The organism is Kocuria rhizophila, from assembly GCF_003667225.1.
GTDB classification, from domain to species: domain Bacteria; phylum Actinomycetota; class Actinomycetes; order Actinomycetales; family Micrococcaceae; genus Kocuria; species Kocuria rhizophila.
This window is the reverse complement of record NZ_RCOM01000029.1, coordinates 1-24,876: the sequence shown is the minus strand read 5'-3', so window position 1 is coordinate 24,876 and position 24,876 is coordinate 1. Positions and strand designations below refer to the sequence as shown.

At 71.2% G+C, this 24,876-nt stretch carries 26 protein-coding genes; 14 read left to right on the top strand and 12 right to left on the bottom strand.

Annotation, left to right across the window (positions count from 1 at the left end; genetic code table 11):
* On the top strand, nucleotides 1–1,095 hold a 1,095-nt coding region (locus D9R02_RS05890; RefSeq protein ID WP_121566528.1), incomplete at its 5' end, for a VWA domain-containing protein.
* Between the two features lie 118 nt (nucleotides 1,096–1,213).
* Here the strand turns inward: D9R02_RS05890 and D9R02_RS05885 are convergent.
* On the bottom strand, nucleotides 1,214–1,471 hold the full coding sequence (locus D9R02_RS05885; RefSeq protein ID WP_070637121.1) for a type II toxin-antitoxin system RelE family toxin: 258 nt from the start codon (nucleotides 1,469–1,471) through the stop codon (nucleotides 1,214–1,216).
* Between the two features lie 9 nt (nucleotides 1,472–1,480).
* Nucleotides 1,481–1,729, bottom strand: coding sequence for a type II toxin-antitoxin system prevent-host-death family antitoxin (locus D9R02_RS05880; protein WP_070637584.1), 249 nt, complete (start codon nucleotides 1,727–1,729; stop codon nucleotides 1,481–1,483).
* A 226-nt stretch (nucleotides 1,730–1,955) separates the two neighbouring features.
* Between D9R02_RS05880 and D9R02_RS05875 the strand changes: the two genes are divergently transcribed.
* Complete coding sequence (locus D9R02_RS05875; protein WP_070637123.1) at nucleotides 1,956–2,159, top strand: hypothetical protein; 204 nt, start codon at nucleotides 1,956–1,958, stop codon at nucleotides 2,157–2,159.
* A 210-nt stretch (nucleotides 2,160–2,369) separates the two neighbouring features.
* Here the strand turns inward: D9R02_RS05875 and D9R02_RS05870 are convergent, their stop codons facing one another.
* Nucleotides 2,370–5,978, bottom strand: coding sequence for a bifunctional proline dehydrogenase/L-glutamate gamma-semialdehyde dehydrogenase (locus D9R02_RS05870; RefSeq protein ID WP_121566527.1), 3,609 nt, complete (start codon nucleotides 5,976–5,978; stop codon nucleotides 2,370–2,372).
* A gap of 277 nt (nucleotides 5,979–6,255) precedes the next feature.
* Nucleotides 6,256–8,358 carry a glycoside hydrolase family 15 protein gene (locus D9R02_RS05865; protein WP_070637127.1) on the bottom strand — a complete coding sequence of 701 codons (2,103 nt, stop codon included), beginning with the start codon at nucleotides 8,356–8,358 and terminating at the stop codon, nucleotides 6,256–6,258.
* A gap of 189 nt (nucleotides 8,359–8,547) precedes the next feature.
* Here D9R02_RS05865 and D9R02_RS05860 point away from each other — a divergent pair, with 189 nt between their 5' ends.
* The 4 genes from D9R02_RS05860 to D9R02_RS05845 all read left to right on the top strand — a co-directional run bounded on the left by D9R02_RS05860 (nucleotide 8,548) and on the right by D9R02_RS05845 (nucleotide 11,823).
* Nucleotides 8,548–9,021 carry a DUF805 domain-containing protein gene (locus D9R02_RS05860; RefSeq protein ID WP_121566526.1) on the top strand — a complete coding sequence of 158 codons (474 nt, stop codon included), beginning with the start codon at nucleotides 8,548–8,550 and terminating at the stop codon, nucleotides 9,019–9,021.
* 122 nt (nucleotides 9,022–9,143) lie between these two features.
* Nucleotides 9,144–10,028, top strand: coding sequence for a metal ABC transporter substrate-binding protein (locus tag D9R02_RS05855; protein WP_235005134.1), 885 nt, complete (start codon nucleotides 9,144–9,146; stop codon nucleotides 10,026–10,028).
* Nucleotides 10,025–10,957, top strand: coding sequence for a metal ABC transporter ATP-binding protein (locus D9R02_RS05850; RefSeq protein ID WP_121566525.1), 933 nt, complete (start codon nucleotides 10,025–10,027; stop codon nucleotides 10,955–10,957). The genes D9R02_RS05855 and D9R02_RS05850 overlap by 4 nt, the downstream gene beginning before the upstream one ends.
* On the top strand, nucleotides 10,954–11,823 hold the full coding sequence (locus D9R02_RS05845; protein WP_102613403.1) for a metal ABC transporter permease: 870 nt from the start codon (nucleotides 10,954–10,956) through the stop codon (nucleotides 11,821–11,823). The genes D9R02_RS05850 and D9R02_RS05845 overlap by 4 nt, the downstream gene beginning before the upstream one ends.
* Before the next feature lie 124 nt (nucleotides 11,824–11,947).
* Here D9R02_RS05845 and D9R02_RS05840 read toward each other — a convergent pair whose 3' ends face one another.
* Nucleotides 11,948–12,562 (bottom strand): CGNR zinc finger domain-containing protein, encoded by a 615-nt coding sequence (locus D9R02_RS05840; protein ID WP_070637137.1) that lies wholly within the window; start codon nucleotides 12,560–12,562, stop codon nucleotides 11,948–11,950.
* A 126-nt stretch (nucleotides 12,563–12,688) separates the two neighbouring features.
* On the opposite strand from D9R02_RS05840, the gene D9R02_RS05835 reads away from it, so the two are divergent.
* The gene (locus tag D9R02_RS05835) at nucleotides 12,689–13,042 is read left to right on the top strand and encodes a VOC family protein (protein ID WP_070637139.1); all 354 of its coding nucleotides are present in this window, start codon (nucleotides 12,689–12,691) and stop codon (nucleotides 13,040–13,042) included.
* A gap of 118 nt (nucleotides 13,043–13,160) precedes the next feature.
* Here the strand turns inward: D9R02_RS05835 and D9R02_RS05830 are convergent, their stop codons facing one another.
* A complete protein-coding gene (locus D9R02_RS05830) occupies nucleotides 13,161–13,847 on the bottom strand; it encodes a metal-dependent transcriptional regulator (protein ID WP_070637141.1) in 687 nt (228 codons plus the stop codon).
* Between the two features lie 123 nt (nucleotides 13,848–13,970).
* On the opposite strand from D9R02_RS05830, the gene D9R02_RS05825 reads away from it, so the two are divergent.
* Nucleotides 13,971–14,228 (top strand): hypothetical protein, encoded by a 258-nt coding sequence (locus tag D9R02_RS05825; RefSeq protein WP_147435333.1) that lies wholly within the window; start codon nucleotides 13,971–13,973, stop codon nucleotides 14,226–14,228.
* Between the two features lie 90 nt (nucleotides 14,229–14,318).
* Here the strand turns inward: D9R02_RS05825 and D9R02_RS05820 are convergent, their stop codons facing one another.
* Nucleotides 14,319–14,834 (bottom strand): MarR family winged helix-turn-helix transcriptional regulator, encoded by a 516-nt coding sequence (locus D9R02_RS05820; RefSeq protein ID WP_121566523.1) that lies wholly within the window; start codon nucleotides 14,832–14,834, stop codon nucleotides 14,319–14,321.
* Between the two features lie 139 nt (nucleotides 14,835–14,973).
* Here D9R02_RS05820 and D9R02_RS05815 point away from each other — a divergent pair, with 139 nt between their 5' ends.
* Both D9R02_RS05815 and D9R02_RS05810 read left to right on the top strand, forming a co-directional pair.
* On the top strand, nucleotides 14,974–15,342 hold the full coding sequence (locus D9R02_RS05815; RefSeq protein WP_070637146.1) for a hypothetical protein: 369 nt from the start codon (nucleotides 14,974–14,976) through the stop codon (nucleotides 15,340–15,342).
* Between the two features lie 205 nt (nucleotides 15,343–15,547).
* The gene (locus D9R02_RS05810; protein ID WP_070637148.1) at nucleotides 15,548–15,874 is read left to right on the top strand and encodes a hypothetical protein; all 327 of its coding nucleotides are present in this window, start codon (nucleotides 15,548–15,550) and stop codon (nucleotides 15,872–15,874) included.
* An 80-nt stretch (nucleotides 15,875–15,954) separates the two neighbouring features.
* Here D9R02_RS05810 and D9R02_RS05805 read toward each other — a convergent pair whose 3' ends face one another.
* On the bottom strand, nucleotides 15,955–17,160 hold the full coding sequence (locus D9R02_RS05805) for an ABC transporter permease (RefSeq protein WP_121566522.1): 1,206 nt from the start codon (nucleotides 17,158–17,160) through the stop codon (nucleotides 15,955–15,957).
* Nucleotides 17,157–18,293 carry an ABC transporter permease gene (locus tag D9R02_RS05800; RefSeq protein ID WP_141756165.1) on the bottom strand — a complete coding sequence of 379 codons (1,137 nt, stop codon included), beginning with the start codon at nucleotides 18,291–18,293 and terminating at the stop codon, nucleotides 17,157–17,159. The genes D9R02_RS05805 and D9R02_RS05800 overlap by 4 nt, the downstream gene beginning before the upstream one ends.
* Nucleotides 18,294–18,367: 74 nt before the next feature.
* On the opposite strand from D9R02_RS05800, the gene D9R02_RS05795 reads away from it, so the two are divergent.
* The 4 genes from D9R02_RS05795 to D9R02_RS05780 all read left to right on the top strand — a co-directional run bounded on the left by D9R02_RS05795 (nucleotide 18,368) and on the right by D9R02_RS05780 (nucleotide 22,319).
* Nucleotides 18,368–18,964 carry a TetR/AcrR family transcriptional regulator gene (locus D9R02_RS05795; protein WP_070637154.1) on the top strand — a complete coding sequence of 199 codons (597 nt, stop codon included), beginning with the start codon at nucleotides 18,368–18,370 and terminating at the stop codon, nucleotides 18,962–18,964.
* 179 nt (nucleotides 18,965–19,143) lie between these two features.
* Nucleotides 19,144–19,461 (top strand): metal-sensitive transcriptional regulator, encoded by a 318-nt coding sequence (locus tag D9R02_RS05790; protein ID WP_039101494.1) that lies wholly within the window; start codon nucleotides 19,144–19,146, stop codon nucleotides 19,459–19,461.
* 61 nt (nucleotides 19,462–19,522) lie between these two features.
* Complete coding sequence (locus tag D9R02_RS05785; RefSeq protein ID WP_070637156.1) at nucleotides 19,523–19,732, top strand: heavy-metal-associated domain-containing protein; 210 nt, start codon at nucleotides 19,523–19,525, stop codon at nucleotides 19,730–19,732.
* The gene (locus D9R02_RS05780) at nucleotides 19,725–22,319 is read left to right on the top strand and encodes a heavy metal translocating P-type ATPase (protein WP_070637158.1); all 2,595 of its coding nucleotides are present in this window, start codon (nucleotides 19,725–19,727) and stop codon (nucleotides 22,317–22,319) included. Before D9R02_RS05785 ends, D9R02_RS05780 begins: the two co-directional genes overlap by 8 nt.
* 91 nt (nucleotides 22,320–22,410) lie before the next feature.
* Here D9R02_RS05780 and D9R02_RS05775 read toward each other — a convergent pair whose 3' ends face one another.
* The 3 genes from D9R02_RS05775 to D9R02_RS05765 all read right to left on the bottom strand — a co-directional run.
* Nucleotides 22,411–22,836 carry a hypothetical protein gene (locus D9R02_RS05775; protein WP_070637160.1) on the bottom strand — a complete coding sequence of 142 codons (426 nt, stop codon included), beginning with the start codon at nucleotides 22,834–22,836 and terminating at the stop codon, nucleotides 22,411–22,413.
* Nucleotides 22,837–22,915: 79 nt separating this feature from the next.
* Nucleotides 22,916–23,554 carry a hypothetical protein gene (locus D9R02_RS05770; protein WP_223246086.1) on the bottom strand — a complete coding sequence of 213 codons (639 nt, stop codon included), beginning with the start codon at nucleotides 23,552–23,554 and terminating at the stop codon, nucleotides 22,916–22,918.
* Between the two features lie 39 nt (nucleotides 23,555–23,593).
* A partial coding sequence (locus D9R02_RS05765) for an aminotransferase-like domain-containing protein (protein ID WP_147435332.1) occupies nucleotides 23,594–24,876 on the bottom strand: 1,283 nt, incomplete at its 5' end.

Below are 24,876 nucleotides of genomic sequence, written 5' to 3'. Positions count from 1 at the left end.
GTCGTGGGCCCTGCAAAGACCGGGGCGGGGACGTGGGCCGCGGTGCTGCAGGACCCCGCCGTGGAGCTGGGCACACCGGGTGAGGACGCCGGGACGCGTGAGCTGATCTCGCGCGCACTGGGCGAGGTGCAGGACGGGCAGGCGGACCGCGCGGCCACGGAGCAGGCCATGAAGCGGCGCGCCCGCACCGAGGGAGATGCCGCACCCGTCCAGAACGCGACGCAGCGCCTGGACCAGGTCGCGGCGAACCCCGCCCCGAGCACCCCGGCGCCCGCGGACCCGAGCGCGCCCGCCTACGCCGCGGGGGCGGAACACCCCGCGGCCACCGTGGTCACGCGCGGCGAGTGGGACGACTACCGCGCCCAGCACGCGGACACGGCGCTCGTGGCGAGCACCCCGGGCGACCGCCCGGCCTCCGAGGGGCCCACCGCGGACGACGCCGCCCTGACGCAGGCTCTGGGGCAGTGGGAGCACCTCGCGGAGCCGTTCCACGCGCTCGTGGCCATCGACACGTCAGGTTCCATGAGCACGCCGGCGCTGCCGGACGGCTCCACGCGGATGGACCTCACCAAGGCTGCGGCCTCCACGGCCGTGGGCCTGTTCCCGGAGCACGACGCGCTGGGACTGTGGACGTTCGCGCGCCACCTGGACGGGGACAAGGACCACCGCTCCCTGACCCCCGTGCGGGAACTGTCCGCCCCGGTGGACGGCGCCACCCAGCGGGATCAGCTCGCCCAGGACGCCCGGTCGCTGACCTACGTGCCCAAGGGGTACACGGGCCTGTACGACACCACGCTGGCCGCCTACCGCCAGGTGCTGCACGACGACGCCCCGGACCACCTTCGCACGGTGATCGTCCTGACCGACGGCATCAACCAGGACCCGGGATCCATGGGACTGGACGAGCTGCTTACCACGCTGGAGAAGGAGCAGGACCCGGAGAACCCTGTGCGCATCATCACGGTGGGCATCTCCCAGTACGCGAACGAGGACGTCCTGAAGCAGATCGCGGAGACCACCGGGGGCACCTCCCACATCGCCAGGGCACCGGAGGACATCGAGAAGGTGTTCGTGGATGCGCTGACGGGGGCGTGAAGGGCGCCCGTTGCAGACGCGGGAGGCGACGCGTGAGGTGCGGTTCTGCCAAGGATTTCCGCGATTCTGCGGGCAGAAATGCACCTCACGCGCTCCAAGCGCGGAGAACGCCTCGGATCTAGCGGTAGACCTCCCGGCGGTGTCCGATCCTCAGCACCAGGATCACCAGCTCCCCATCGTCGATCTCGTAGATGATGCGATGGTCGCCCACCCGGATGCGCATCTCCCCCGCGCCGCCCTTCAACTGGATGCAGCCCGTTGGGCGTGGGTCCCGGGCAAGTTTCTCGATTGCTTCCAGTAGACGCCGCGCAGTGTGCTGGTCCAGCTTGCGCAGCGTCTTCGCCGCCGAGGACACATAGCTGATCGCGTAAGCCACCGCAGGGTCTCAGATGCCGAGTTCTCGCCGCAGGTCCTCGTGGGAGACCCGTGGCTCCTGCTCGGCGCGCGCTTCTGCCGCCGCCTGGGCATCGGCCACGTCCTCGAGGGCCGCTACCGCACGGTCGTAGAACTCGGGCGAGACCACGACGGCGCGTCGTCCCGCGCCCCTCGAGGTGATCTCGACTGGCTCGCGCTGCGCGGTCGCAATGTAGTCGCTCTGCTGGTTGCGGAACTGGGAAAGGGTCACGGAGGTCATACGACAAGTGTACGTCTTGTACATGTTGCACAAAATGGCCCCCACATCGGGTCACCCCTGGGCAATGAATCGTCTTTCCTGCGGTTCTTCAAGCCCCTCGGGGACCTGGAGCAGGGGCGTGGACGTGCTGATAGGGGCGTGAGGGGCGGGCCCGCCCGTCTGCACTCCGGGAAGAGTGGCCGAGCGATCATTGTCCCGGCGTCCGGGGTGCTCCTAGCGTGGTGGGATGGATACCACCACGACACCCCGAACCCCCTGGCTCCTCATCCTCGGCGTCCTCCTGGCCGTCGCGGCGGCGGCTCTGATCACGTTCACCGACCTGGCCTGGCGCGGCCTCATCGGCTGGCCGCTGCTGCTGGTGGCGCTGCTCCTGGTGGTGTCCGGCGGCATTCGCCGCGGTCAGCAGCGGAGGAGCACCCACCGGATCTGAGACCCACAGAGCGGTCAGTGCTGCGCAGTGTCGCGCCGCCCCTACCGCCCCTGAACACGGCACGAGCCGCGCCCCCGGTCTCCCGGGAGCGCGGCTCGTGGTCGCTCCGATCCCAGACTTCGAAAGTCCGGGATCAGCGGCTGGCCGGCCTGTGGGCGCCCGGCGTCCGCGACCCGCAGGCCGCCGAGCGCCAGGCACGACGCCGCCGGGTCACCGCACCAGCTCGTCCACCACCCGCTGCATGGACTGGCTGTGGTTGCCGAAGCGGTGCATGGTGATGGACACGGCCTGCTCGGCCAGCATGTACATCATCTCCACGCGCCCGGTGCCCACCACGTCCTCGGTGATCAGGGCGATGTCCGGGTGCTCGGCGCGCACCGCGTAGAGGTCCTTGAGGTCTTCCTCGGAGCCGTCCCACGGGGAGATCACGCGGACGCGGGCGCCGTGGCGGACGTCGAGGGCGTCGTCGTCCAGGGCGCGCAGGTCCGAGAGCTGACCCAGCGGGCCCAGGGAACCGGTGCCCAGAGCGTGCGCGAACTCGGCGTCGGACGCGGGGTTGAGCACCGTGGCGAAGAGCCCGTTGACGGCCTCCGGCACCTCAGTGGCGGCGCTGAGGACCACCTGCGAACCCGAGCGCACGGCGGCGAGGCCCACGCGCAGGACGTCCGTGAGGGACGCGCCCTCCTGGGCGCGCACCACCACGGTGCGAGGGCGGTAGCGGAACAGGTTGGCCTCGCTGCGCAGGGCGGTGGGGTCCTTGACCTGGCCGAACTCGCGCTGCCACTCGGACTGGTCCGACTGCGCGGCGCGGCGCAGCCACACGAGGTCCTCGTCCGAGATCAGCGGGGTCACGGCATCCAGCGCGCGGTGCACGCGCGGATCGAGGACCCACGCACCGGCCGCACCGCGGTCCGTGCTGGAGTCCGAGAACCCGGCGCGCTTCCAGCGGCCCAGCGACGCCAGGTAGTTGGGGCCACCGGCCTTCGCGCCGAGACCCACGGAGGAGCGCTTCCACCCGCCGAACGGCTGGCGCTGCACAATCGCGCCGGTGATCCCGCGGTTCACGTAGAGGTTGCCGGCCTGCACGGACTCCACCCAGCGCAGGATCTCGTCCGCGTCCAGGGAGTGGATGCCCGCGGTGAGCCCGTAGTCCGTGGCGTTCTGCAGCTCCACGGCCTCCTCGAGGCTGTCCGCGGACATGAGCCCCAGGACAGGGCCGAAGCACTCGGTGAGGTGGAAGAAGGACCCGGGCTTCACACCCGCGCGGATCCCGGGGCGCCACAGCCGGCCGGAGTCGTCCAGCTGCTTCGGCTCGATGAGCCACTCCTCGCCGGGCTCCAGCTGCGTGAGCCCGCGCAGGAGCTTCTCCGAGGGCTGCTCCACGGTGGGGCCCACGGTGGCCTGCAGGTTCACGGGCCAGTCCACCACCATGGAGGAGGCGGCGTCCACGAGCTGGCGGCGGAACCGCTCGGACGTGGCCACGGACCCCACCAGGATGCCGAGCGACGCCGCGGAGCACTTCTGCCCCGCGTGGCCGAAGGCGCTGGAGACGAGGTCCCACACCGCCTGGTCCCGGTCCGCGCTGGGGGTGATCACCAGGGCGTTCTTGCCGGAGGTCTCCGCGGTGAGCGGGCGCTCCGGGTCCCACGAGGCGAACAGCTGCGCGGTCTCGTACGCGCCGGTGAGCACCACGCGCTCCACGTCCGGGTGGGAGATCAGCGTCTTGCCGGCCTCCCCCTCCACGGCGTCCACGAGCTGCAGCACGTCGCGGGGCACACCGGCCTCCCACAGCGCCTCGCACACCGCGGTGGAGCAGCGGCGGGACTCGGGGGACGGCTTGTGGATCACGGCCGAGCCGGTGGCCAGCGGCGCCACGGTGGTGCCCGTGGGGATGGCCAGCGGGAAGTTCCACGGCGGGGTCACCACGGTCACGGCGTGCGGCACGAAGTCGCCGCCGTCCACGAACTCCAGCTCCAGCGCACGGCGGGCGTAGTAGCGGCAGAAGTCCACGGCCTCGGAGACCTCGGGGTCCGCCTGCTCCAGCACCTTGCCGGTCTCCGCACCCGCCACGGCCATGAGGTGGCCACGGCGCGCGGCGAGGATGTCCGCGGCACGGTTGAGGATCTCGGCGCGCTCACGGGCGGGGGTGTCCGCCCAGCGCTTGCCGGCGGCCTTGGCGGTGGCCACCACGTCGTTCACGGCCTGCACGGCCTCGTCCGAGTCCTGGTCCATGTCCTTCAGCAGCTCGGGCACGGCCACGGAGGCGTACCACTCGCTGCTGCCGATCTTCTCGGCCAGGGTCTCGGCCCAGCGCTGGTTGGCGGGCACGGAGACGTCCGTGTCCGGCTCGTTGCGGAACGGCTCGTCCAGCGGGATGGTGGGGGTCTCCCCCACGGTCTCCGCGCTGCGGTCCTGCACGCGGCGCGGCGAGGGCACCTGCGGGTCCTGCTCGAGGTCCGCGAGGGCGGCGCGGAAGCGGCCCTCCTCGCGCTGGAACACCCAGTTGTCCGGGCCCAGGTCGAAGATCCCGGACATGAAGTTCTCGCTCGCGGAGTTCTCCTCGAGCCGGCGCACCAGGTAGGACACGGCGACGTCGAACTCCGCGGGCTTCACCGCCGGGACGTAGAGCAGCAGCTGGCCCACGTCCGTGGCCACGGCCTCGCTCTGCGCGGTGGCCATGCCCTGCAGCATCTCGAACTCGATGCGGTCCGTGACGCCGCGCTGCTCCGCGAGCAGGTGCGCGAAGGCGATGTCGAACAGGTTGTGCCCGGCCACGCCCAGGCGCATGCCCGTCATGCGCTCGGGGTGGAACAGCCAGGACAGCACGCGCTTGTAGTTGGTGTCCGTGGCCTGCTTGGACTCCATGGTGGCCAGGGGCCAGCCGTGCATCTCGGCGTCCACGTTCTCCATGGCCAGGTTGGCGCCCTTGACCAGGCGCACCTTGATCTGGGCGCCACCGTCCGCCACGCGCTGCGCGGACCACTCGGAGAGCCGCTCCACGGCGCTGAGCGCGTCCGGGAGGTAGGCCTGGACCACGATGCCGGCCTCGAGGTTCTTCAGCTGCGGCTTGTCGAGCAGCCGCTTGAACACCTCGATGGTCAGTTCCAGGTCCGAGTAGACCTCCATGTCCAGGTTGATGAACATCTTCCCGGTGCCCTTGGTGGCGGCAGTCTCGTACAGCGGCAGCAGCCGCTCCACCACGCGCTCGGCGGTGCGCTCGAAGCCCCAGTGGGACAGCTGCGGCACCACGGAGGAGACCTTCAGGGAGACGTAGTCCACGTCCTCGCGGCGCAGCAGGCCCTCGGCGTCCGCGAGGTGCTTCTTGGCCTCGTCCTCACCCAGCACCTCCTCGCCCAGGAGGTTGATGTTGAGCCGGTGGCCCTGCTGCTTGATGTTCTTCACGGACTTGCCGAACGGCCCGGGGCGGGCGTCCACCACCATGTGGCCCACCATCTGGCGCAGCCGGGTGCGCGCGGCGGGAACCACCACGGAGGGCAGCGCCCCCGAGAGCACGGTGCCCGCCTGGATCTGCGCGCGGTCCGCCACGGGCATGGACTGCGGGGTCAGTTTCGCGATGTCCTGCAGCGCCTTTGCCGCAGCCTTCGTGTCCTCCGTGCGGATCACGCGGTCCACGAAGCCCACCGTGAACTCCAACCCGTTCGGGTCCTGGAGCACGGCGGCCAGACGGTCCTCCGCGGGGTTCTTCTGCTTGTTGTTGCGCTGATTCTCCTGCGCCCGCTGCAGCCAGGTGCGCACGAGCTCCACGGCGGAGTCGGCGAGGGCGTGGGGATCAGTCACGGTATTGACGGTGCGTGCCATTGCAGCGCCTCCATAAGTCTCGGCCCGGGGAGGGTGCCGAGGCACTCCCTCGGCCACCAGCCGAGTCACACCGGGCCCGGCGTAGCTGGTGCGCTCACGCTACCGTGGGCTGCCGGGCCGCCAGTAATCGGTTTCGCCCCGAATCCCGCACATGACGCCCCGCGCCTGCGTCCACCCCGCACGGGGTCACGACGACGCCGCACGGCCACCTCCCACTCGCCCCGCGCCCGAGCACCGAACGCGGGCGCGGCCCCCAGCGGCGTCGTGGGCCGGTGCGTCAGGAGGCGTCCGGGGCGGTCTCCGCCTGCAGGATGTCCAGCACGCGGATCAGGCGCAGGTGCGCCTCCACCTGCGGAAAGTTGCCCGTGGCGCGGCGGTGGGTGGGTGAGTACGTGGAGGGCAGCAGGCCCAGCTCGTTGGCGGTGCCGAGTGCCACGTCCGTGAGCCTCACCGCCTCCTGGGTGTGCCCGCACAGCGCGAGCTGCTCGGCCAGCTGCAGCGTGGCAGAGACCGACGGCGCGGACTGGCCCGCGAACCCGTCCTGGCCGATCGAGGACGCGAACGCCTCGACGTCGTCCAGGTCCGTGAGCTGCGGCAGGTTGCGGTAGCGGTGCAGCAGCCCCGAGCTGTCGGTGAGCTCCTTGCGGATGCGGTCCACGGTGCCGAGCATGCGCTCGTCGTCGTAGGCCACGAACCCCACCATGGGCAGCTGCAGCAGGGAGGCGTCCACGTCCGTGGAGCCGTAGTACTGCACGAACGAGCCCACCTGGGGGTCGTAGCCGCTGGTCCAGATCTCGTGCGCGAGCTGGTCGCGGTGCTCCTCCCAGGTCTCCACGTCACCGGGCAGGCCGTGGATGCGCACCGCGTCCACACCCGCCTGCATGGCGGCCCACATCATCACGCGCGAGTGCGTGTAGTACTGGGGCTCGCCGCGCATCTCCCAGATGCCCTGGTCCTTCTCCTCGTAGTTGGCCACCACGGCGCGCAGCAGCGCCTGCTGCAGCGGCCACGAGAGGTGGTCCTCCTGCACGCCGCGGCGGCGCAGCATCTCGAACACGCGCAGCACGTGGCCGGCCACGTCCGACTGGTAGTGGCTGCCGGAGGAGTTGCCGTCACGCACCGGCCGCGAGCGCTCGTAGCCCGGCAGGTCCACCAGCCGCTCACGGATCTGGGGGGAGCCGTCCAGCGTGTAGATGTTCGAGGGGTTGTTGACGTCCCCGGCCACCGCGCGCAGCAGCCAGTTGCGCAGCTGCGCGGCCTCGCGGTCGTGACCGTGGTCCAGCATGACCTCCAGGGCCGATGCCGCGTCACGGGGCCACGAGAGCCGGTGGTCCCAGTTGCGCTCCGCGCCCACGACCTCCGGCAGGGACGTGGTGGGGGCGCCGATCAGCCCGCCCGTGGCCTGGTGCATCAGTCCGCGCACCACCAGCAGGCTGCGCCGGACGAGGTCCGCGGGCTCGTCGTCCGTGGCGGTGAGCGTGAACCCGCCCAGGGAGGTGCCCTCGTGGTGGGGGCGGTCCCCGTGACGGCCCACGTCCCGTGCCGAGGGGCGCTCGGAGGTGTCCAGGTCCTCGGCGTCCGCGCCGGAGGCGTGCAGCGCGGGCGGCTGCTCGTCCGGGTCCGTGTGGTTCACGGCCGCGGGATCCGTGAGGGGATCGTAGGGCTCGTAGCGCTCCGTCCACTCCTGCCACAGGGTCACGGTGGTCGTCAGCGTCTCGTTCACGTCCACCGCCTCCGGGGGCACCCCGTGGGACGGGAACCACGTGAGCGTGAAGTCCCGGGTCTGACCGGCCGCCACCGTGAACGAGCCCGCGTGGCGGCGCTTGGTCTTGTCCGGGTCCGCCTCCGGCAGCGGATCGCCGTGGAAGACCACGGAGTCCGGACCGGCCATGCCCACCAGCACGGACTCGGCCTCGGCGTCCTCCGACTCGTCCTCGAGCACGTCGAAGCGGCTCAGCCACGGCACGGACGAGCCGTAGTTGAAGCGCAGCCGGAGGTCCTGGAACATCTCCACCTCACCCGTGAGGCCCTCCACCCGGCGGATCAGCTCGGTGCGGGCGTTGAGCGGCATGAAGTCCGTGACGCGCACCGTGCCGGTGTCCGTGGACCACACCGTGTGCAGCACGAACGTGTTCTCCGCGTAGAAGCGCTCCACCGCGATGACGCCGGGCAGGGACATGTCCACCGCGGCGTCGTCGTCCACCGCGCAGTACGGCGCGAGCAGCCAGCGGCCGTGGTCCGGGGTGCCCAGCAGGGCGCCGAACAGCGCGGGCGAGTCGAAGCGCGGCACGCACCACCAGTCCACCGACCCGTAGCGGGAGACCAGCGGCCCGCTGCGCATGTTGGACAGCAGGGCGTAGTCCTCGATTCTGGAAGCCATGTCCCCAGAATCTCACGAACGAGCGGTCGGCTCACGCTGCACGGAACTCTGGCCGTTCGGCCGATGCACCCTGGGTGGCGCCTCGGTACGGTGGATGGTTCACCGGTTTCGGGCCGGGCGGTTCCAGGGCCCTCCGCGGCCCCCGAACCGCACGGACGGGGCCGCAACCGATGCAGGAGGGCAGCACTCATGACCATGCCGTACCAGCCCGCGCCCCGGGCCACCCAACCCGGCGAGCCGGTGGGTCCGATCAAGGCGATCGGCAACTACTTCCGCAAGGGGTTCCAGTTCTCCGGCAGAGCCTCCCGCTCCGAGTACTGGTGGATCGCGCTGTACTCGTTCCTGTTCGCAGGCGTCCTGGAGTTCGCACAAGCCCAGAACGAGAACTGGTTGGAGAACACCGGTGTCTTCGGCAACGCTCTGGGGATCGTCGTGGCCCTGGTGATCCTTGTCGTGTGCCTTCTTCTGGCCATTTTCACCATTGCCCTGAACATCCGCAGGCTGCACGACTGCAACCTGTCCGGCTGGCTGTACCTGCTGATCCTCGTGCCATTCCTGGGAAGCATCGCCCTGCTTATCCTGGCCGCCCTGTCCCCGGATCCGCGGGGTGTGCGCTTCGACGCCCAGCCCACCCCCGGGGCCGTCATGCCCGCCGGGAGGTAGGGCCGCATCGTTCCTTGCCCGGACCCCCTCCCCAGTCTAAAGTTCGGTACACCGAACTTTAGAATTCACAAGAGCGAGGAGGGGTCTGGGTGCGAGGTCGACGGAGATGGAGGGCCGCCGCCGTGGCGGCCACGGGTGTGCTGGTTCTGAGCGGCTGCGCGGGGGCAGGGCCCGGCGGCGGCAGCTCCGAGAAGCCCACGGTGCTGACCACGTTCACCGTGCTGCAGGACATGACCGCCGCGGTGGCCGGGGAGCACGTGACCGTGGAGTCCATCACCAAGCCGGGCGCGGAGATCCACGACTACGAGCCCACCCCGCAGGACGTCACCAAGGCCTCCCAGGCGGACCTGGTGCTGGACAACGGGCTGCACCTGGAGCAGTGGCTCGAGCAGTTCACCTCCTCCGCCAACGTGGCCCACAAGGTGGTCTCCGAGGGCGTGGAGCCCCTGGACATCGCCGACACCCCCGGAACCCCCAACCCGCACGCGTGGATGAGCCCCCGCAACGGCGAGCGCTACGTGGACAACATCGTCGCCGCGCTCAGCGAGCTGGACGGCGAGCACGCCCAGCAGTTCCGGGACAACGGGGAGAAGTACAAGGAGCAGATCCGCGCGATCGGCACGGACCTGACACGGAAGCTGGAGGCCCTGCCCCGCAACGAGCGCGCGCTGGTCACGTGCGAGGGCGCGTTCTCCTACCTGGCGCGGGACACCGGGCTCACCGAGAAGTACATCTGGCCGGTCAACGCGGAGCAGGAGGCCACCCCGCAGCAGGTCAGCTCCGCCATCGAGTTCGTGGACCGGCACAGGGTGCCCGCGGTGTTCTGCGAGTCCACCGTCTCCGACAAGCCCATGCAGCAGGTCGCGGAGGCCACCAGCGCCCGCTACGGCGGCACCCTCTACGTGGACTCCCTCTCCGAGAAGGACGGCCCGGTGCCCACCTACCTGGACCTGCTGCGCCACGACGCGGACACCATTGCCAACGGCCTGTCCGGGAAGGCGCGGTGACGCCCGCGATCCGGGCGAGCGGCGTCGTCGTCGACTACGGCCGCGTGCGCGCCCTGGACGGCGTGGACCTGGAGATCGCCCCGGGGCAGGTCACCGGGCTGGTGGGCATGAACGGCTCGGGGAAGTCCACGCTGTTCAAGGCGCTCATGGGCACCGTGCGCCTGGAGGCCGGCGAGGTGCGGCTGGACGGGCTGGACCCGCGCACCGCGCGGAAGCGGGGTGTGGTGGGGTACGTGCCGCAGAGCGAGGACGTGGACTGGGCGTTCCCCCTGTGTGTGCGGGACGTGGTCATGACCGGGCGCTACGGGCACATGGGCCCCACCCGGCGGGCGCGTCCCGCGGACCGGACCGCTGTGGCGGACGCGCTGGAGCGGGTGGAGCTCACGGAGCTGGCCGGGCGGCAGATCGGGCGGCTGTCCGGCGGGCAGCGCAAGCGCGTGTTCGTGGCGCGCGCGATCGCCCAGGGCGCGCGGACCCTGCTCCTGGACGAGCCGTTCGCGGGCGTGGACAAGCGCAGCGAGGCAACCATCGTGCGGCTGCTGCACGAGCTCGCCGCCCAGGGCTGCGCGGTGGTGGTGGCCACCCACGACCTGCACGCGCTGCCGCAGCTCGCGCAGAGCGTGGTCCTGCTGCGCCGTCACGTGCTCTTCCACGGGCCGGTCGCCGAGGGGCTCGCGCCCCAGCACCTCGTGCGCGCGTTCGGCCTGGACGTGCTCTCCGGCCCCTCGTCCACACGGTCCTCGGGGGACGACGACGCCGCTCCCGCCGACCGCGCGCCGCTCACCGTAGGCGCGACCCACGAGGGTCCATCACCGGGCCCTGCCGCGGGGGACGCCCCGGCGCCGGGCGGCGTCGTGCCCCCGCGCAACGGAGCCGCCAACGCGACGGGACCCGCCGCACCCACCACCCGCCGAGGAGGCCGCGCATGAGCGCCCTGGAGCTGCTCACCCAGCCGCTGGAGTACGAGTTCATGCTGCGCGCGCTGGTCACCACCGTGGCGGCGGCGTCCGTGTGCGCGGTGCTCTCGTGCTGGCTGGTGCTCGTGGGGTGGTCGCTCATGGGGGACGCCGTGTCCCACGCGGTGCTGCCGGGCGTGGTGCTCGCCTACATCCTGGGCATCCCGTTCACCGTGGGGGCGCTGGTCGCGGGTGTGCTGGCGGTGGTGCTGATCGGCGGGCTGCGCGGGACCAGCAGGGTCAAGGAGGACGCATCCATCGGGATCGTGTTCACGTCCCTGTTCGCCCTGGGTCTGGTGCTCATCTCGGTCACCCCGAGCCAGACGAACCTGACTCACATCATCTTCGGCAACGTGCTGGGCATCTCCGCGGCGGAGCAGCTGCAGATCTGCCTGCTGGCGGTGGTGGCGCTGGCGGTGATGGTGCTCAAGCGGCGGGATCTCACCCTCTACGCGTTCGACCCCCAGCACGCGCACGCGATCGGGCTCTCCCCCCGGTTCCTGGGCGGGCTGCTGCTGGGGCTGCTCGCGGTGACGTCCGTGGCAGCCCTGCAGGTGGTGGGGGTGGTGCTCGTGGTGGCCATGCTCATCATTCCGGGCGCCACCGCACATCTGCTCACCGACCGGTTCGGGGCCATGCTGGTGATCGCGCCGTGCGTCTCGGCCACGTCCGCGCTGCTGGGCATCTACCTCAGCTACTGGCTCAACGCCTCCCCCGGCGGGCTGGTGGTGCTCGTCCACGCGGCGGCCTTCGCGCTCGCGTACTTGCTCAGCCCCGCGCACGGGGTGCTGGGCAGCAGACTGGCGGCCCGACGTCGCCGGCGGGCGGTGGCGGGGTAGGGCACCTCCGCGCCCGGGCCGGGTCCGGCAGCGTCCCGCACCCTGTCCGCGCCACACGGGACCTGCGTGCGCGCGTCGGGCAGGCGTCGATCCCCGCCGGGCCAAGGCTGCCCGGGCGGCAGCGCTATGAGTTCCGGTCCCTGGCCTGTGCGGCACGCTTCCGTTCCTGCTGCCGCGCGTAGTAGGCACGGGAGCGGTTCCGGTCCCCGCAGTCGCTCGTGACGCACCAGCGCCGGTTCCGCCGGGGGGACGTGTCGAGGTAGACCCACCCGCAGGTGGCGTCCTCGCACTGGTGGAGCCGGTCGAGGTCGCCCCGGTTCATGAGTTCTACCAGGCCGCGGGTGATGCGATGGCGGGCGGTCGCCAGCGTGAGCTCGTTGTCGGACCAGCACCAGCCCGCGCCGCGGCGGGACAGGCGGGAGTGGCCCAGGGTGGTCCGGTAGGCGGTGGCAATGGCCTCCGACGCGTGCTCGTCACCGTGGAACAGTGCCTCGTAGACCCGCTCGCGCAGCGCGACAACCCGACCCAGTTCAGCGGCGGCGGTGCGCGGATCCTCTCCGGCAAGAGCCTGGAGCTGTTCCTGCTCAGTCGCGTCGAGCAGCCCGGACTCCCGGCACCACGTGAGCACGCGGTCGTAGGAGGTCAGATCCTCCTCCCGCGCGGGGCCGCCGAGCCGCCACTCCACGGTGTTGACCAGGTCGAGCATCCGGTCGCCCGAAATGTGGCTGAACTCCGTCATGCACCCTCCTCACAGACACGTCAAGTCTTGCATGTGAGGGGGATCCGGGTTTGACTCTCACAAGCAACATACGTTTCACCCGTGAGAGACACCCTGCAGTCGACCGCTCGAGAAAAGAGACCCCTCATGTCGCTTCGCCTGTCGCACACCACCTGGGACGCCATCGACCCGCACACCGTCGCGGAGTTCTGGCGCGAGCTCACGAACTGGGCGATCCACGAACCCGACTGCTACCACCCGGGCTCCGACGAGTGCTACCTGGTGACCCCCGACGGCTACATCGTGCTCTTCTTCAGGGTCCCGGACGCCAAGAAGGTCAAGAACCGGGCCCACATGGACCTCGTTCCCCAGGGAGCCCCCCAGGAGGAGGAGATCACGCGGGCGCTCCGCCTGGGAGCGGTCATGGTCGACGACCGCCGCCACGACCTGGGCTGGGCCGTCATGGCGGACCCCGAGGGCAACGAGTTCTGCATCCTCTGACCCGGGAGGGGGCTGGCGCCGAGTGGCGCCCGAGGGCCGCGGGACAGAAAGTCTCCGCCCCCGCGCCCCTCTCACCGTCGTTTCGCTTGCCGGGCTCGCCCCGAAGGCCCCGGTCCTGTCAGGAACTGACCTCGCCAAGCGAGACCCAGACCGCGTCGGTGGCGGTCTGTCCGAGGGGGACGTTGCGAGCGCCGTCGTCCAGCACAGCCTGGACCGAACCCGAGTAGGGGCCGCCGGAGCGGATGTCCAGGGGGACCCCCACGCCGATGCCCTGCTCGGCGAAGAAGCGGAGCAGTCCCGAGTCCCGGTCCGAGATCCGTTCCACGCGCACGCGGGAACCGTCCGGGACGGTGGTGAGGGAGACGGCGTCGGGAGAGGTGATGGTGCCGTCCTTGGCGGGGATCGGATCACCGTGCGGGTCGCGGGAGGGGTGCCCCAGGAGATCGTCCAGGCGGTCGATCATGAAGTCGGAGGCGGCGTGCTCCAGGTGCTCCGCCTCGTCGTGGACCTGGTCCCAGCGGTAGCCGAGCATCTCCACCAGGAAGGTCTCGATCAGCCGGTGGCGGCGCACCATCTCCACGGCGAGCGCCCGGCCCTGCTCGGTGAGCTCGATGGCGCCGTACGGGGTGTGCGCCACGAGACCCTGCTCCGTGAGCTTCTTGAGCGCATCCGAAACGGAGGAGGCGCGCAGCCCCACCTTCTGGGCCACGGCGGAGGTGGTGACGGGGTCCGCAGACCACTCCCCCAGGTTCCAGATGGCCCTCAGGTAGTTCTGGTGGCTCACCGAGAGCTTCGCGACCGACATGATGGGGAGACTAACAAAACGGGAGCCGGGAGCTCTGGCGGCACCGAGATTTCGGGAGGCGATACCGTGGACATCCGGGCGCTCCTCATCGCCTGGGTTCCGACCCTGGAAGGTGAATCCGCCATGTCGTACGACCCTTACACGCCCTCCACCCCTGGGAAGCACCGCATCCATCCCGCGGTCCCCTGGGTCCTGTTCCTCGTGGCCCTGGCCATCCTGGCCGTGGGGACGGTGCTGGACAACCCCGTGTGGATGCTGTCGGCGCCCGTGGCACTGGGTGGGTCCATTATCGGGGGGCTCTCCCGCCGTTACCTGCCCATGATTCTGTGCATCCTGGTGGCGTCCGTGTTCGTCATGGCCATGCTGATCTTCGCGCCCTAGCTGCTGCTGGCATGAGGGATCTCCACCCTCTCACCACCGGCGGGCGACGACTCCCACCGCACCGGCCGCGCGGCACCTCACCGGGTCGACTCACTCACCGAGCGGCGGTGCCGCCGGCGGTTGCGTGACGCCCTCGATCATCCTCCGCAGGAAGTTAGCCACCACGTCCCGCTCCGCAGCGGACATGTCGTTGACCACCGCCATCATCCGCCCGTGCATGTCCCGCAGGGTGGTGCGGACCTCCTCCTTGCCGTGCTCGGTGGGGACCACCGCCACGGAACGGCGGTCGTCCGGGTGGGGGATGCGTTCGGCGTAGCCGTCGCGGACCAGGCGGTCCACCAGCGCGCTCGTGGAGGCGTTGGTGATCCCGAGCATCGCGGCCACGTCCTTCTGGCGCAGAGCCGTGCCCGTCTTGTCCGCCGAGATCAGGTGCCGCAGAGCCAGGATGTCCTTCTCGCCCATGTCCATGTCCGCGCGCACGCGCGAGCGCATGGTGGTCTCCGCGTCGCGGTAGCGGCGCAGGAGGTTCAGCACGTCCACGCCGCTCGCGGATTCGGTCGAGTCGTCGTACCAGAAGTGCCGCGGGACGGCGGGTTCGGACGTCATACAGCGTCGTTCTCGGCGCGATTCGCGGCTGGTGCACATGTCGTCTGCATAGGTCCAGTAGATTAGCTAACAGTTAGTTGGACCATCAACCTGTCGCCGCTCCCCCAAGGCTGCTTTCAGGAAGAGCGGAGGGCTCGCAATGATGCTCGCACAGGACCCGGCACCGGACACCACGGTGGTGCCCGTCACCGATCTCGGATCTGCCCGGAACACCCCGTTCGAGGGCGTGTCTCTGCCCTCCGTGGCCCGCGCCGCCACCCTCGGTGTGCAGGTGTACCCCTCCGTGGCCTCGGCGGACTTTGCCATCACGGGCGGCCTCGACGACCTTCACCTCACCGTCACCCTGGCCTTCACCCCCAGCATGGAGAACCAGCGCATCAAGGACGAGATCACCACCGAGCTCATTCCCGGCCTGGAGGCCATCCTAGGCGCCTCGTTCGCCCGCACCACCCTGGACTACTCGGTCGCGGAACCCGTCCTCGCAGCCGCCCCGGTCGCCGCGGCCTGACTTTCCCGCATGACGACGCCGCCCTGCCGCCTCGTCCCCCGGCTCACCTCTAGGACTGCGCGCAGACGTCTTTGACCAGGTGCCGAGCACCGGCGCCGACATTCACCGCCCTGACGCGCCTGACGGGTGGACCCGCAGCCGACGGGTACAGTCGTGGGCCCTGCACGACGACCACCAATTTCGGCAACGTGAGGCGGTTTCGGCAATGGTGTGGCTCATCGTCATCGCTCTGGGTGCGCTGCTCAGCTTCTGCGCCATGCGCATGGTGGCAGCGGCCAACCAGAACTCCCGACTGCCGATGATCTTCGGGCGCGCGCCGCACAGTCCTCGACGCCCCGCAGTTTTCTATCTCATGCTGGCGGCCAGTCTTAGTCTGCTCATGTGGGGCGCGATCCGGGGATTCCAGGAGGTGGGCGCATGGGCCTCCGCCGCGGTGGTCGCGTTCATGATGCCGTCGCTCATTCTCACCATGCGGCACAACCGGGGCGGGGCTCTGCGTTCACAAGCCAAGCGGGAGGCCCCTCTCGACTGAGGGGCGCCCCTGCCACGGCGTGACGCAGTGGTGGCCGGAACTGTTGCGCCCGGCCCACCCCCGTCTCCTAAACCGATCTCCTAGACCGACGCCGCCGCCGCGGCCGCCGCGGTGCTGGCCTCTTCCCGTTCGCTCAGCACGGCGAACAGGTGGCGGCGCTTCTGGCGCAGGGTGCCGAACACGGCCAGGGCGATCCCGCCCGCGATCCACGCGATCATGATCCACACCGGCGCCGCGAGGGACACGTCCTGGAAGTAGATGGCGTCCCGGATGGCCGCCACGCCCTGGGGCGAGTACAGCCAGCCGTGCACCCAGCCGTAGAAACCGCCGACCATGTCGAGCGGCGTCGTCAGCCCCGAGGCGCCGAGACCGAGCAGCGGCATGAGGAAGATGCACACCGGCATGGCCACGGGACCAAACACGAGCATGAGCCCGGTGGTCACGGTCACGCAGGACAGGCACAGCATGTAGAGCATGCACCACGGCACGAACGCGCTGCCGCTGAAGATCCCGAACACCGCCCAGCCGTAGACCACCATGCCCGTGGCCACCACGGCCGGCATGAGGAACCACAGCGCGATGCGCAGCTTGGTGCCGGCGGGCATGAGGCTGCTCACGATGCCCGTCATGAACCCGCCCAGGATCGCCCCGAGGGCCAGGTAGGTGATGGTGGTGCCGTTCGGGTCGTTCTCCGCCGCGGGGGCCACGTCCTCGGTGTGCAGCTGCTTCTGCGCCTTCTGCGCCACCGGGGTGAACAGCTGCGTCACGGCGGCGTTCACCTGGCGGCCGTTGGCCCCGGCGGTGTAGAGGGTGCCGGTGGCGGGGTCGTAGGCCGCGCGGGCGTCGTGCGTGCGCACCTCGTGGCGGCCGTCGTCCACGGTGTCCACGCGGTGCACGTCGAAGTCCCCCGCGGAGCCGTCCGTGAGCTGCTGGGCGAGGTCCGCAGTCTGCGCGCCGGTGCCGATCACGGCCACCTGCATGTCACGAGGGGTCACATCCACGGTGGTGCCCACCATGAGCATGGGCATCACGAACATCATGAACAGCGGCAGCAGCATGCCCACCGTGACCATGCGCTTCTGCGTGAGCTTCGCGTCCACCGTGCGGCGCGGCGGGGCCGTGGGATTCTGCATAGCACCGATGGCCGAGGCGGGAGGCATCTGCGCCATCCGGCCCATGAAGCCGTCCTCGAGCGGGCGCTCGGACTCGGGGACCACCGTGGAGCCCGCCGCACTCACCGCGGCGTCCCCACGGTCCTGGCCGGGGGTCGGGTTCTGATCGTTCATGCGTGCGTCACTTCCTGGGCCCGGTGCCGTGCGCGCGCGGGGCGCGCGGCGGCGTCGTCGTCATCGGAGTCGTCGGAGTCGTAAGCCGTGAGAAGGGGCTCGTCGGGGTGCTTGCGGGCGTGGTCCACCTGGTCCGCGATCACGCCGCGGTCCTCACCCGGGTGCGGGGAGCGGAGGGAGCCCAGCCACAGCAGCCCCGCGCCCAGCAGCAGCCAGGTGGCCAGCAGCAGGATCCAGGGGCCCACGCCGTGGCCGTCGAAGTAGACGATCCGCTGCAGCAGCTCGCCGATGGCGCCGGTGGGCATCATGCGGTGGATCACCTGGAAGAAACCGGGCATCAGGTCCGGGCTGGTGGCGATCCCCGAGGCCGGGATGCCCAGGATCACGAACACGGTGATCCCCACGATCGTGGCGGCCTGGCCCAGCAGACCGCCCACGCCGAGCTGGAACACGGCCGCGGTGAGGTACGCGCCCATGGCCACCAGACCGGCGGCCACCAGGTGCGAGTCGTACACCCCGTAGAAGCCCCAGGTGACACCGGTGGTGAGCACGGCGGCCACCACCGACAGCACCCCGATCAGCGCCAGCTTGGAGCGCAACCGCATGCCCTTGCCCAGGTTGCCGAGCATCGTGGAGGTGACGTAGCCGGCCGTCACGCACGCCGTCATGAGGTACATGTACGCGATGCCCAGGGTGTCCTTGGGTGCGGGCTTGCGGAGGTCCTGGACCTTCAGCGGCACCCCCGTCTGGGAGGCCACCTGCTGGAACACCCCCTGCGCGACCCCGGTGGCCTGCCGGCCGCCGGCACTGGCCACGAAGAGGTCCCCGCTCGCGGGGTCGAACGCGGCGCGGGTCCTGCGCTCGAGCACGTCCTGGCGCGCGGTGTCCGCATCCGCCACGGTGCTGACGTCCAGCGCGTCCTTGCCCTGCGCCGCCACCTGGCGGGCCACCTGCTGGGCGGGCGCACCGGCGCCGATCACCTCCACCTCCATGTGGTGCGGCGCGGGCTGGTGCATGGCCGATACGTAGGAGGCGGGATACGCGAAGGCCATGAACACGGGGAAGAGCATGGCCACGAGGATCATCGTGGCCGGAACGCGGGACCCGGTCCCGGGTGGTTGAGGTGACGACATGTCGGCCTACCTTACACCTGTAAGTGTGCTTTTCAAATGTAAGGTAAGCCGTTCGCAACTGCTATCCTGGCCCCATGGACGCCCCGGCCGACGACACCCCCCAGGGCCCCCCGGTGGACGTCCGGGTGGCCCACACCCTGAACGCCGTGCGCACCGCGTGCCTTCAGCTGCTGGAGGTCCAGGACGCCCGCAGCATCACCATCTCCCAGCTGTGCAAGAAGGCCGCGATCTCGCGCCCCACCTTCTACCAGCACTACTCGGGCCTCGACGACGTCTACGCCGACATCGTGAAGCAGGAGCTCTCGCACACCGCGCGCGAGTTCGAGACGTTCGAGGGCTCCGGGATCGAGAAGCCCCTGGAGCGGCTGATCGACTTCGTGCACACCCACGGCATGGGGAACCTGGCCACCGTGGGCAACCGCCAGCTCGCCTCGCGCGTGCGCCCCATCGTGGAGCTGTGGCTCGCCGAGCGCGTGGCGCGGGCCGCCTTCGACACGGGGCTGGACGACCTCGACCCCGACCAGTGGCTGCGGACCTACTTCGTGGCCGGCGGGCTCATGACGGTCCTGCGGCAGCAGGACGCGGACTCCCCCGCCTCGGCGGTGGGCACCGAGGAGATGGCCCACGCGCTGCAGCGCACCATGCGCACGGTGCTGCGCAGCGGTTCCTGAGCCCTCGCCACCTCCGCAGCACCCGTCCACGACGCCGCCCGGTCACCCCGGGCGTGCCTCGCGCCCCGATCCCCGCACCACTCCGCCCGGCATGGCCCGGCGATCCCGAATCGCCCCGACACCTCGCGTGACCGGCCCCACCTTGAACGGATACCCCCAAGGGGTATACGGTGGGAGCCATGAGCACCCAGGACACCCCCACCCACGGCTACACCCAGGACAAGGCCTCCTACGCCCGGCGCCTCAAGCGCATCGAGGGCCAGGTGCGCGGGATCCAGCGGATGATCGACGAGGACACCTACTGCATCGACGTCCTCACGCAGATCTCCGCGATCCAGTCAGCCCTGAAGTCCGTGAGCCTGGGGCTCATGGAGGAGCACCTGGGCCACTGCGTCAAGCACGCCGTGGAGCACGCCCACGACACCGGGGACACCTCGGAGATGGACGAGAAGCTCGCGGAGGCCAACGCCGCGATCGCGCGCCTGGTCAAGAGCTGACGCACACCCCCTCACGATTTTCCGGGCCCACCCCGGGCCCACCGACCCGAAGGAGAAATCCATGAACACCACCGTCAACGTCTCCGGCATGACCTGCGGCCACTGCGTCTCCTCCGTCACGGAGGAGCTGTCCGAGATCCCCGGCGTGACGTCCGTGGACGTGGACCTCAAGGCGGGCGGCACGTCCCCGGTGCGCATCACGAGCGAGCGCGAGCTGAGCCCGGAGGAGATCTCCGCGGCCGTGACGGAAGCGGGGTACACCGTTGAGTGACACCACCACATCCACCGACACCCTCGACAGCGAGGTCCACGGACCCCTGCGGGAGCTGGAGCTGGAGATCTCCGGCATGACGTGCGCCTCGTGCGTGGGCCGGATCGAGCGCAAGCTGCGCAAGATCGACGGCGTGGACCCCGCGGTGAACCTGGCCCTGGAGTCCGCGACCGTGAAGGTCCCTCAGAACGTCCCGGACGAGCAGATCGTGGACACCGTCCACCGCGCCGGTTACGAGGCCCGCATCACGGGAGGCGCGCAGCAGAGCGCGCCGGCATCCCAGCGGCGGACCGGTACCGGCGGCCCCGACGCCGCCCAGGGGACCACCGCGACCCACGGCTCCGGCGCGCCCTCCGGGACCTCCCGTCCGGGCACGGGCCCGGAGCCCTCCGAGGCTCCCCACCAGGGCGGGAACCCCGTCTCCCACGAAACCGCAGGCCAGCCGGACGCGGGGGACGCAGCGGCGGGTACGACGTCGTCGTCCGCCTCCCCTGACGCGAGCCCAGCGGCTGCCGCGCCCCGCGGTGCCCAGGAACCCGCTGAGGACGCCGCCCGCAGCGAGCGGGGACCGGCCGAGAACGAGCACCGCGATCCGGCGCTCGAAACCACTCCGGCGCAGCGCCGGATGAACGACCTCAAGAAGCGCTTCTGGGTCGCGGCGGCGTTCTCCGTGCCCGTGTTCGTGATGTCCATGGTCCCGGGCGCCCAGTTCCCGCACTGGGGCTGGGTGGCGGCGCTGCTCGCGCTGCCCGTGGTCACGTGGGCGGCGTGGCCGTTCCACCGGGCCACCGCCGTGAACGCGCGGCACCTGTCCACCACCATGGACACGCTGGTTTCCCTGGGCGTGGCCGCCGCGTACCTGTTCTCGCTGTGGCAACTGGTGGCCGATCCGGGCATGACCGCTCACGCCCACCCGGGCGAGGGCATGGACATGTCCGCGCACCAGCTGTACTTCGAGTCCGCGGCCCTGGTGACCACGTTCCTGCTGCTGGGGCGTTGGCTCGAGGCCCGCGCGAAGTCCCGCTCCGGTGAGGCCCTGAAGGCCCTGCTGGACCTCGGCGCGCAGCAGGCCACCGTGGTGGCCGAGGACGGCACCGAACGCACGGTGCCCGTGTCCGAGCTGCGGGTGGGAGACACCTTCGCGGTGCGACCGGGCGAGAAGATCGCCACGGACGCCGTGGTCCTGGAGGGCGAGTCCGCCGTGGACGCCTCCATGCTGACGGGCGAGTCCATGCCCGTGGAGGTGGGACCCGGGGATGAGCTCACCGGAGCCACCGTGAACACCACGGGCCGGCTGCTGGCCCGCGCCACCCACGTGGGCTCGGACACCGTCCTGGCCTCGATGAGCCGCACGGTTGCCCGCGCCCAGGCCACCAAGGCCCCGGTGGCGCGGCTCGCGGACCGGATCTCGTCCATGTTCGTGCCCGTGGTCATGGGCATCGCCCTGCTGACGCTGGTGATCTGGCTGGTGGTGACCGGGGACCCCAACCGCGCGTTCGTGGCGGCGGTGTCCGTGCTGGTCATCGCGTGCCCGTGCGCCCTGGGCCTGGCCACCCCCACGGCCATGCTCACCGGAACCGGGCGCGGCGCCCAGCTGGGCATCCTCATCACGTCCGCGGAGGTCCTGGAGGACACACGTTCCGTGGACTCCGTGGTGATGGACAAGACCGGTACCGTGACCCACGGTGAGATGGCTGTGAGCGCGGTGACCCCGCTCAACGCGTGGTCCAAGGACCAGGTGCTGGACCTGGCCGCGGCCGTGGAGCGCTACTCGGAGCACCCGATCGCCCACGCCATTGCGGCGGCCACCCCGCACCGCTACGAGGTCACCCGCTTCGAGTCCGCACCGGGCGGCGGCGTGCGGGGCTACGTCCCGGACGGCATGAACGCGCGCTTCGTGGTGGTGGGCCGGGAGTCCTGGCTGCACGAGAACGGCGTGCGCCTGAACACCGAGGAGACCAACGCCCTGGAGCTGGCCCGCGCGGGCGGCACCACCACCATCCTCGTGGCGGTGGACGGGCGGCTGGCCGGGTTCGTCGACCTGCGGGACACCGTGAAGGACGAGGCCCCGGCGGCGATTGCCGAGCTCAAGGACCTGGGGCTGCGCCCCGTCCTGCTGACCGGTGACAACGCCGCGGTGGCGCGTTCCGTGGCCGAGCAGGTGGGCATCGACCCCGCGGACGTGATCGCGGACGTCACCCCGGACGGCAAGGTCCAGGCCATCGAGAAGCTGCGCTCCGAGGGTCACGTGGTGGCCATGGTGGGCGACGGCGTCAACGACGCCCCGGCCCTGACCACCGCCGACCTCGGGATCGCCATGGGCTCCGGCACGGACGCCGCCATGCAGGCCGCGGACATCACCGTGGTGCGCAGCGAGCTCACCGCTGTTCCGCTGGCCATCCGGCTGTCCCGCAGGACGCTGTCCACCATCAAGTCCAACCTGTTCTGGGCGTTCGCGTACAACACCGTGGCCATCCCGGTGGCCGCCCTGGGGCTGCTCAACCCCATGGTCGCCGGTGCCGCGATGGCGTTCAGCTCGGTGTTCGTGGTGCTGAACTCGCTGCGGCTGCGGGGGTTCGCCCGCTGAGGGCGCGCGCGGCGGCGCGAGCTGCCACAACGGCTCCGCCCCGGGGACCAGGAGTCACCGGGGCGGAGCCGTCAAGAGATCGGTGAGCGGATCAGCGGGCGCTCGAGCCCGGCTCCTCACCCTGGGTGTCCGGGTGCACGCGCTGCCCGAACTCCGGCTCGTCCGAGGCGGTGGACGCGGTGCCACCCTGCTCGGCCCGGCGGGCCCGCTCGGCCTCCCGGCGGGCCTTGTTCTCCGCGAAGATCTTGGCGGAGGAGCGGTTCACGCCGGTGCCCTGGCCGAGCTCCTCGGCGTTGGGCTTCTCCAGCAGCATGAGGGTGGCGCACACCACCACGGAGGCGATGAACGTGATGCCCGCGGCGATCAGCCCGAGGCCCACGCGGGCGGCGTTGTCCGAACCGCCGGCGGCCACCACGGACACGATCACGAACGCCACGACCGCGAGCACCGCCGAGATGACCAGGGGCCCCTTGATGTCGGTCTTGCGCCGGCCGTTGTGCTCAGTGCGCTGGGCCACGTGATTCCTCCTGGCAGTGCTGGGGGTGTGCGTCGGGGGCGGCTTCCCGCCCGTCGGTTCAAGGAGCCAGTCTACGCCGTCAGGCCTCGCGGGCCGGGCCCGCGGCGGGGCCGTCCGCCACCCGCGCGTCGTGGCGCAGACTCAGCGCGGCGATCAGCTGGGTGACACCGATCAGGATGGCGGCACCGCCCACCACGCCCAGCTCGGCCTTGGCCCCGAGGGTCTCCACGAGCACCATGCCCATGGCGGCGAACACGGTGATCGCACCGCACAGGGTCCAGTCCCGCCCCAGCGGGAACTGCCCGCGGAAGCGCATGCCGAGCACGAGTTCCGTGATCCCGCACAGCGCCAGGATCACCGAGGACAGCAGGACGAACAACCAGTTGCTCTGGGCCACCACTGCGGTGAGCACACCACCCAGGACGTACAGCACGCCGTAGGACTGCGGAATGGACCGGCTGGCCCCGAGGTCCACGTCCTCGCGGCGGTTCAGGCGCACCTGCAGGAAGATCGCGGACGCCCCGGTTCCCACCAGGAAGAACGCCATGACCCAGCGCCCGGCCTCGAGCGACGGCTCCTGCCAGAACACGGTGACCGCCGCGAACACGAGCGCCACCACGGCGCGCACCAGCGTGGGCGCCCAGAGGTCGTGGCGCACGTCGGTTCCCCGGTCGGCGCGGTTCTCGCCGCCGCGCGGTGCGGAAATCTGTGGGGGCACGCCGGAACTCCTGAATCTGCCGTGGGTGTTTCGGCCAGTCTAGCGAGCGTCCCTGGTGGGAGCCCCGGCGCGCTGACCCCCACCACCCGGGATGCCCCCCAGCACCTCCCGCAGCACAGCCGCGCCTCGCGCGAGATCCTCGTCCCGCGCGGTCAGTCCCAGCACCAGTCCTCCCCCGGACGACGACGCCGCCTGCGTCCGTCCCGCGGGGCGTGCTCGTCCCGTCCAGTACTCCCCGATCCCACTCACCAGCACGCCCCGCTCACGTGCCCGGGCCACCGCGGCGTCCTCGTCCGGAACCTCGACCACCGCGTGGGCGCCACCGGCCATGGGCACCACGAGCACCCCGGGGAGGTCCGCGAGCGCGTCCGAGACGAGCGAGCGGCGTCGGCGGAAGGAACGGCGCATGCGCGCCGTGTGGCGCTGGAACTCCCCGGCGTCCATGAACCGGGCGATCGCGTCCTGCGCCACGCGGGACACCGGCGAGCCCAGGTCCTCCCGCGCGCGGATCAGCTCCGGCAGCAGCGGGTCCGGGGCCACCAGGTGGCCCACCCCCACGGAGCTGCCGAGCACCTTGGCGAAGCTGCCGAGGGTGACCACGGTGTCCCGCGCGGTGTCCAGGGCCCCGAGGGCGGGCAGGGGCTGGCCGGTGTGGCGCAGCTCGGAGTCGTAGTCGTCCTCGATGACCACCGCGCCGTGCTCACGGGCCCAGGCCAGCAGCTCCGCGCGGCGGCTCACGGGCATGGTGCCGCCCAGCGGGTACTGGTGGCCCGGGGTGAGCACCAGCACGTCCGGGGGTGCGCTCACGTCCCAGCGGCCGGCCCCTCCCCAGCGCCCGGTGGGCAGGGCGGCGGGGTCCAGGCCGTGGTGGTCCACGGTCACGGGCAGGGCGGTGTGCCCGGTGGCCTCCACCACCCGGCGCAGCGCGGGGTAGCCGGGGTTCTCCACGGCCACCCGCAGGGTGCGACGCCGCGCGAGACCGAGCACCCGCAGCACCAGCTGCAGCCCGTCCCGGACCCCGGCCGTGACCAGGATGTCCTCCGGGGCGCGCACGACGCCGCGACTGAGGCGCAGGTACGCCGAGAGGTGCTCCTGGAGGGATGCCCCCGCCGTCTCGCCCCGAGCGGTCGCGCCCGCAGCGTCCCGCCACGCACCGCGCCACGCGGGGGTGTCCAGGGCGGTGACGGGGCCCGTGCCCGGGCGCAGGTCGAGGACCCGGCCCCCGCCCACGGTGGTCACGCTCGGGAGCGGGGTCCCGGACGGTGCTGCGGCAGATCGGGGACGCCGCGCGGCGCCCGGGTGGGCGGGCGGCGTCGTGGGAT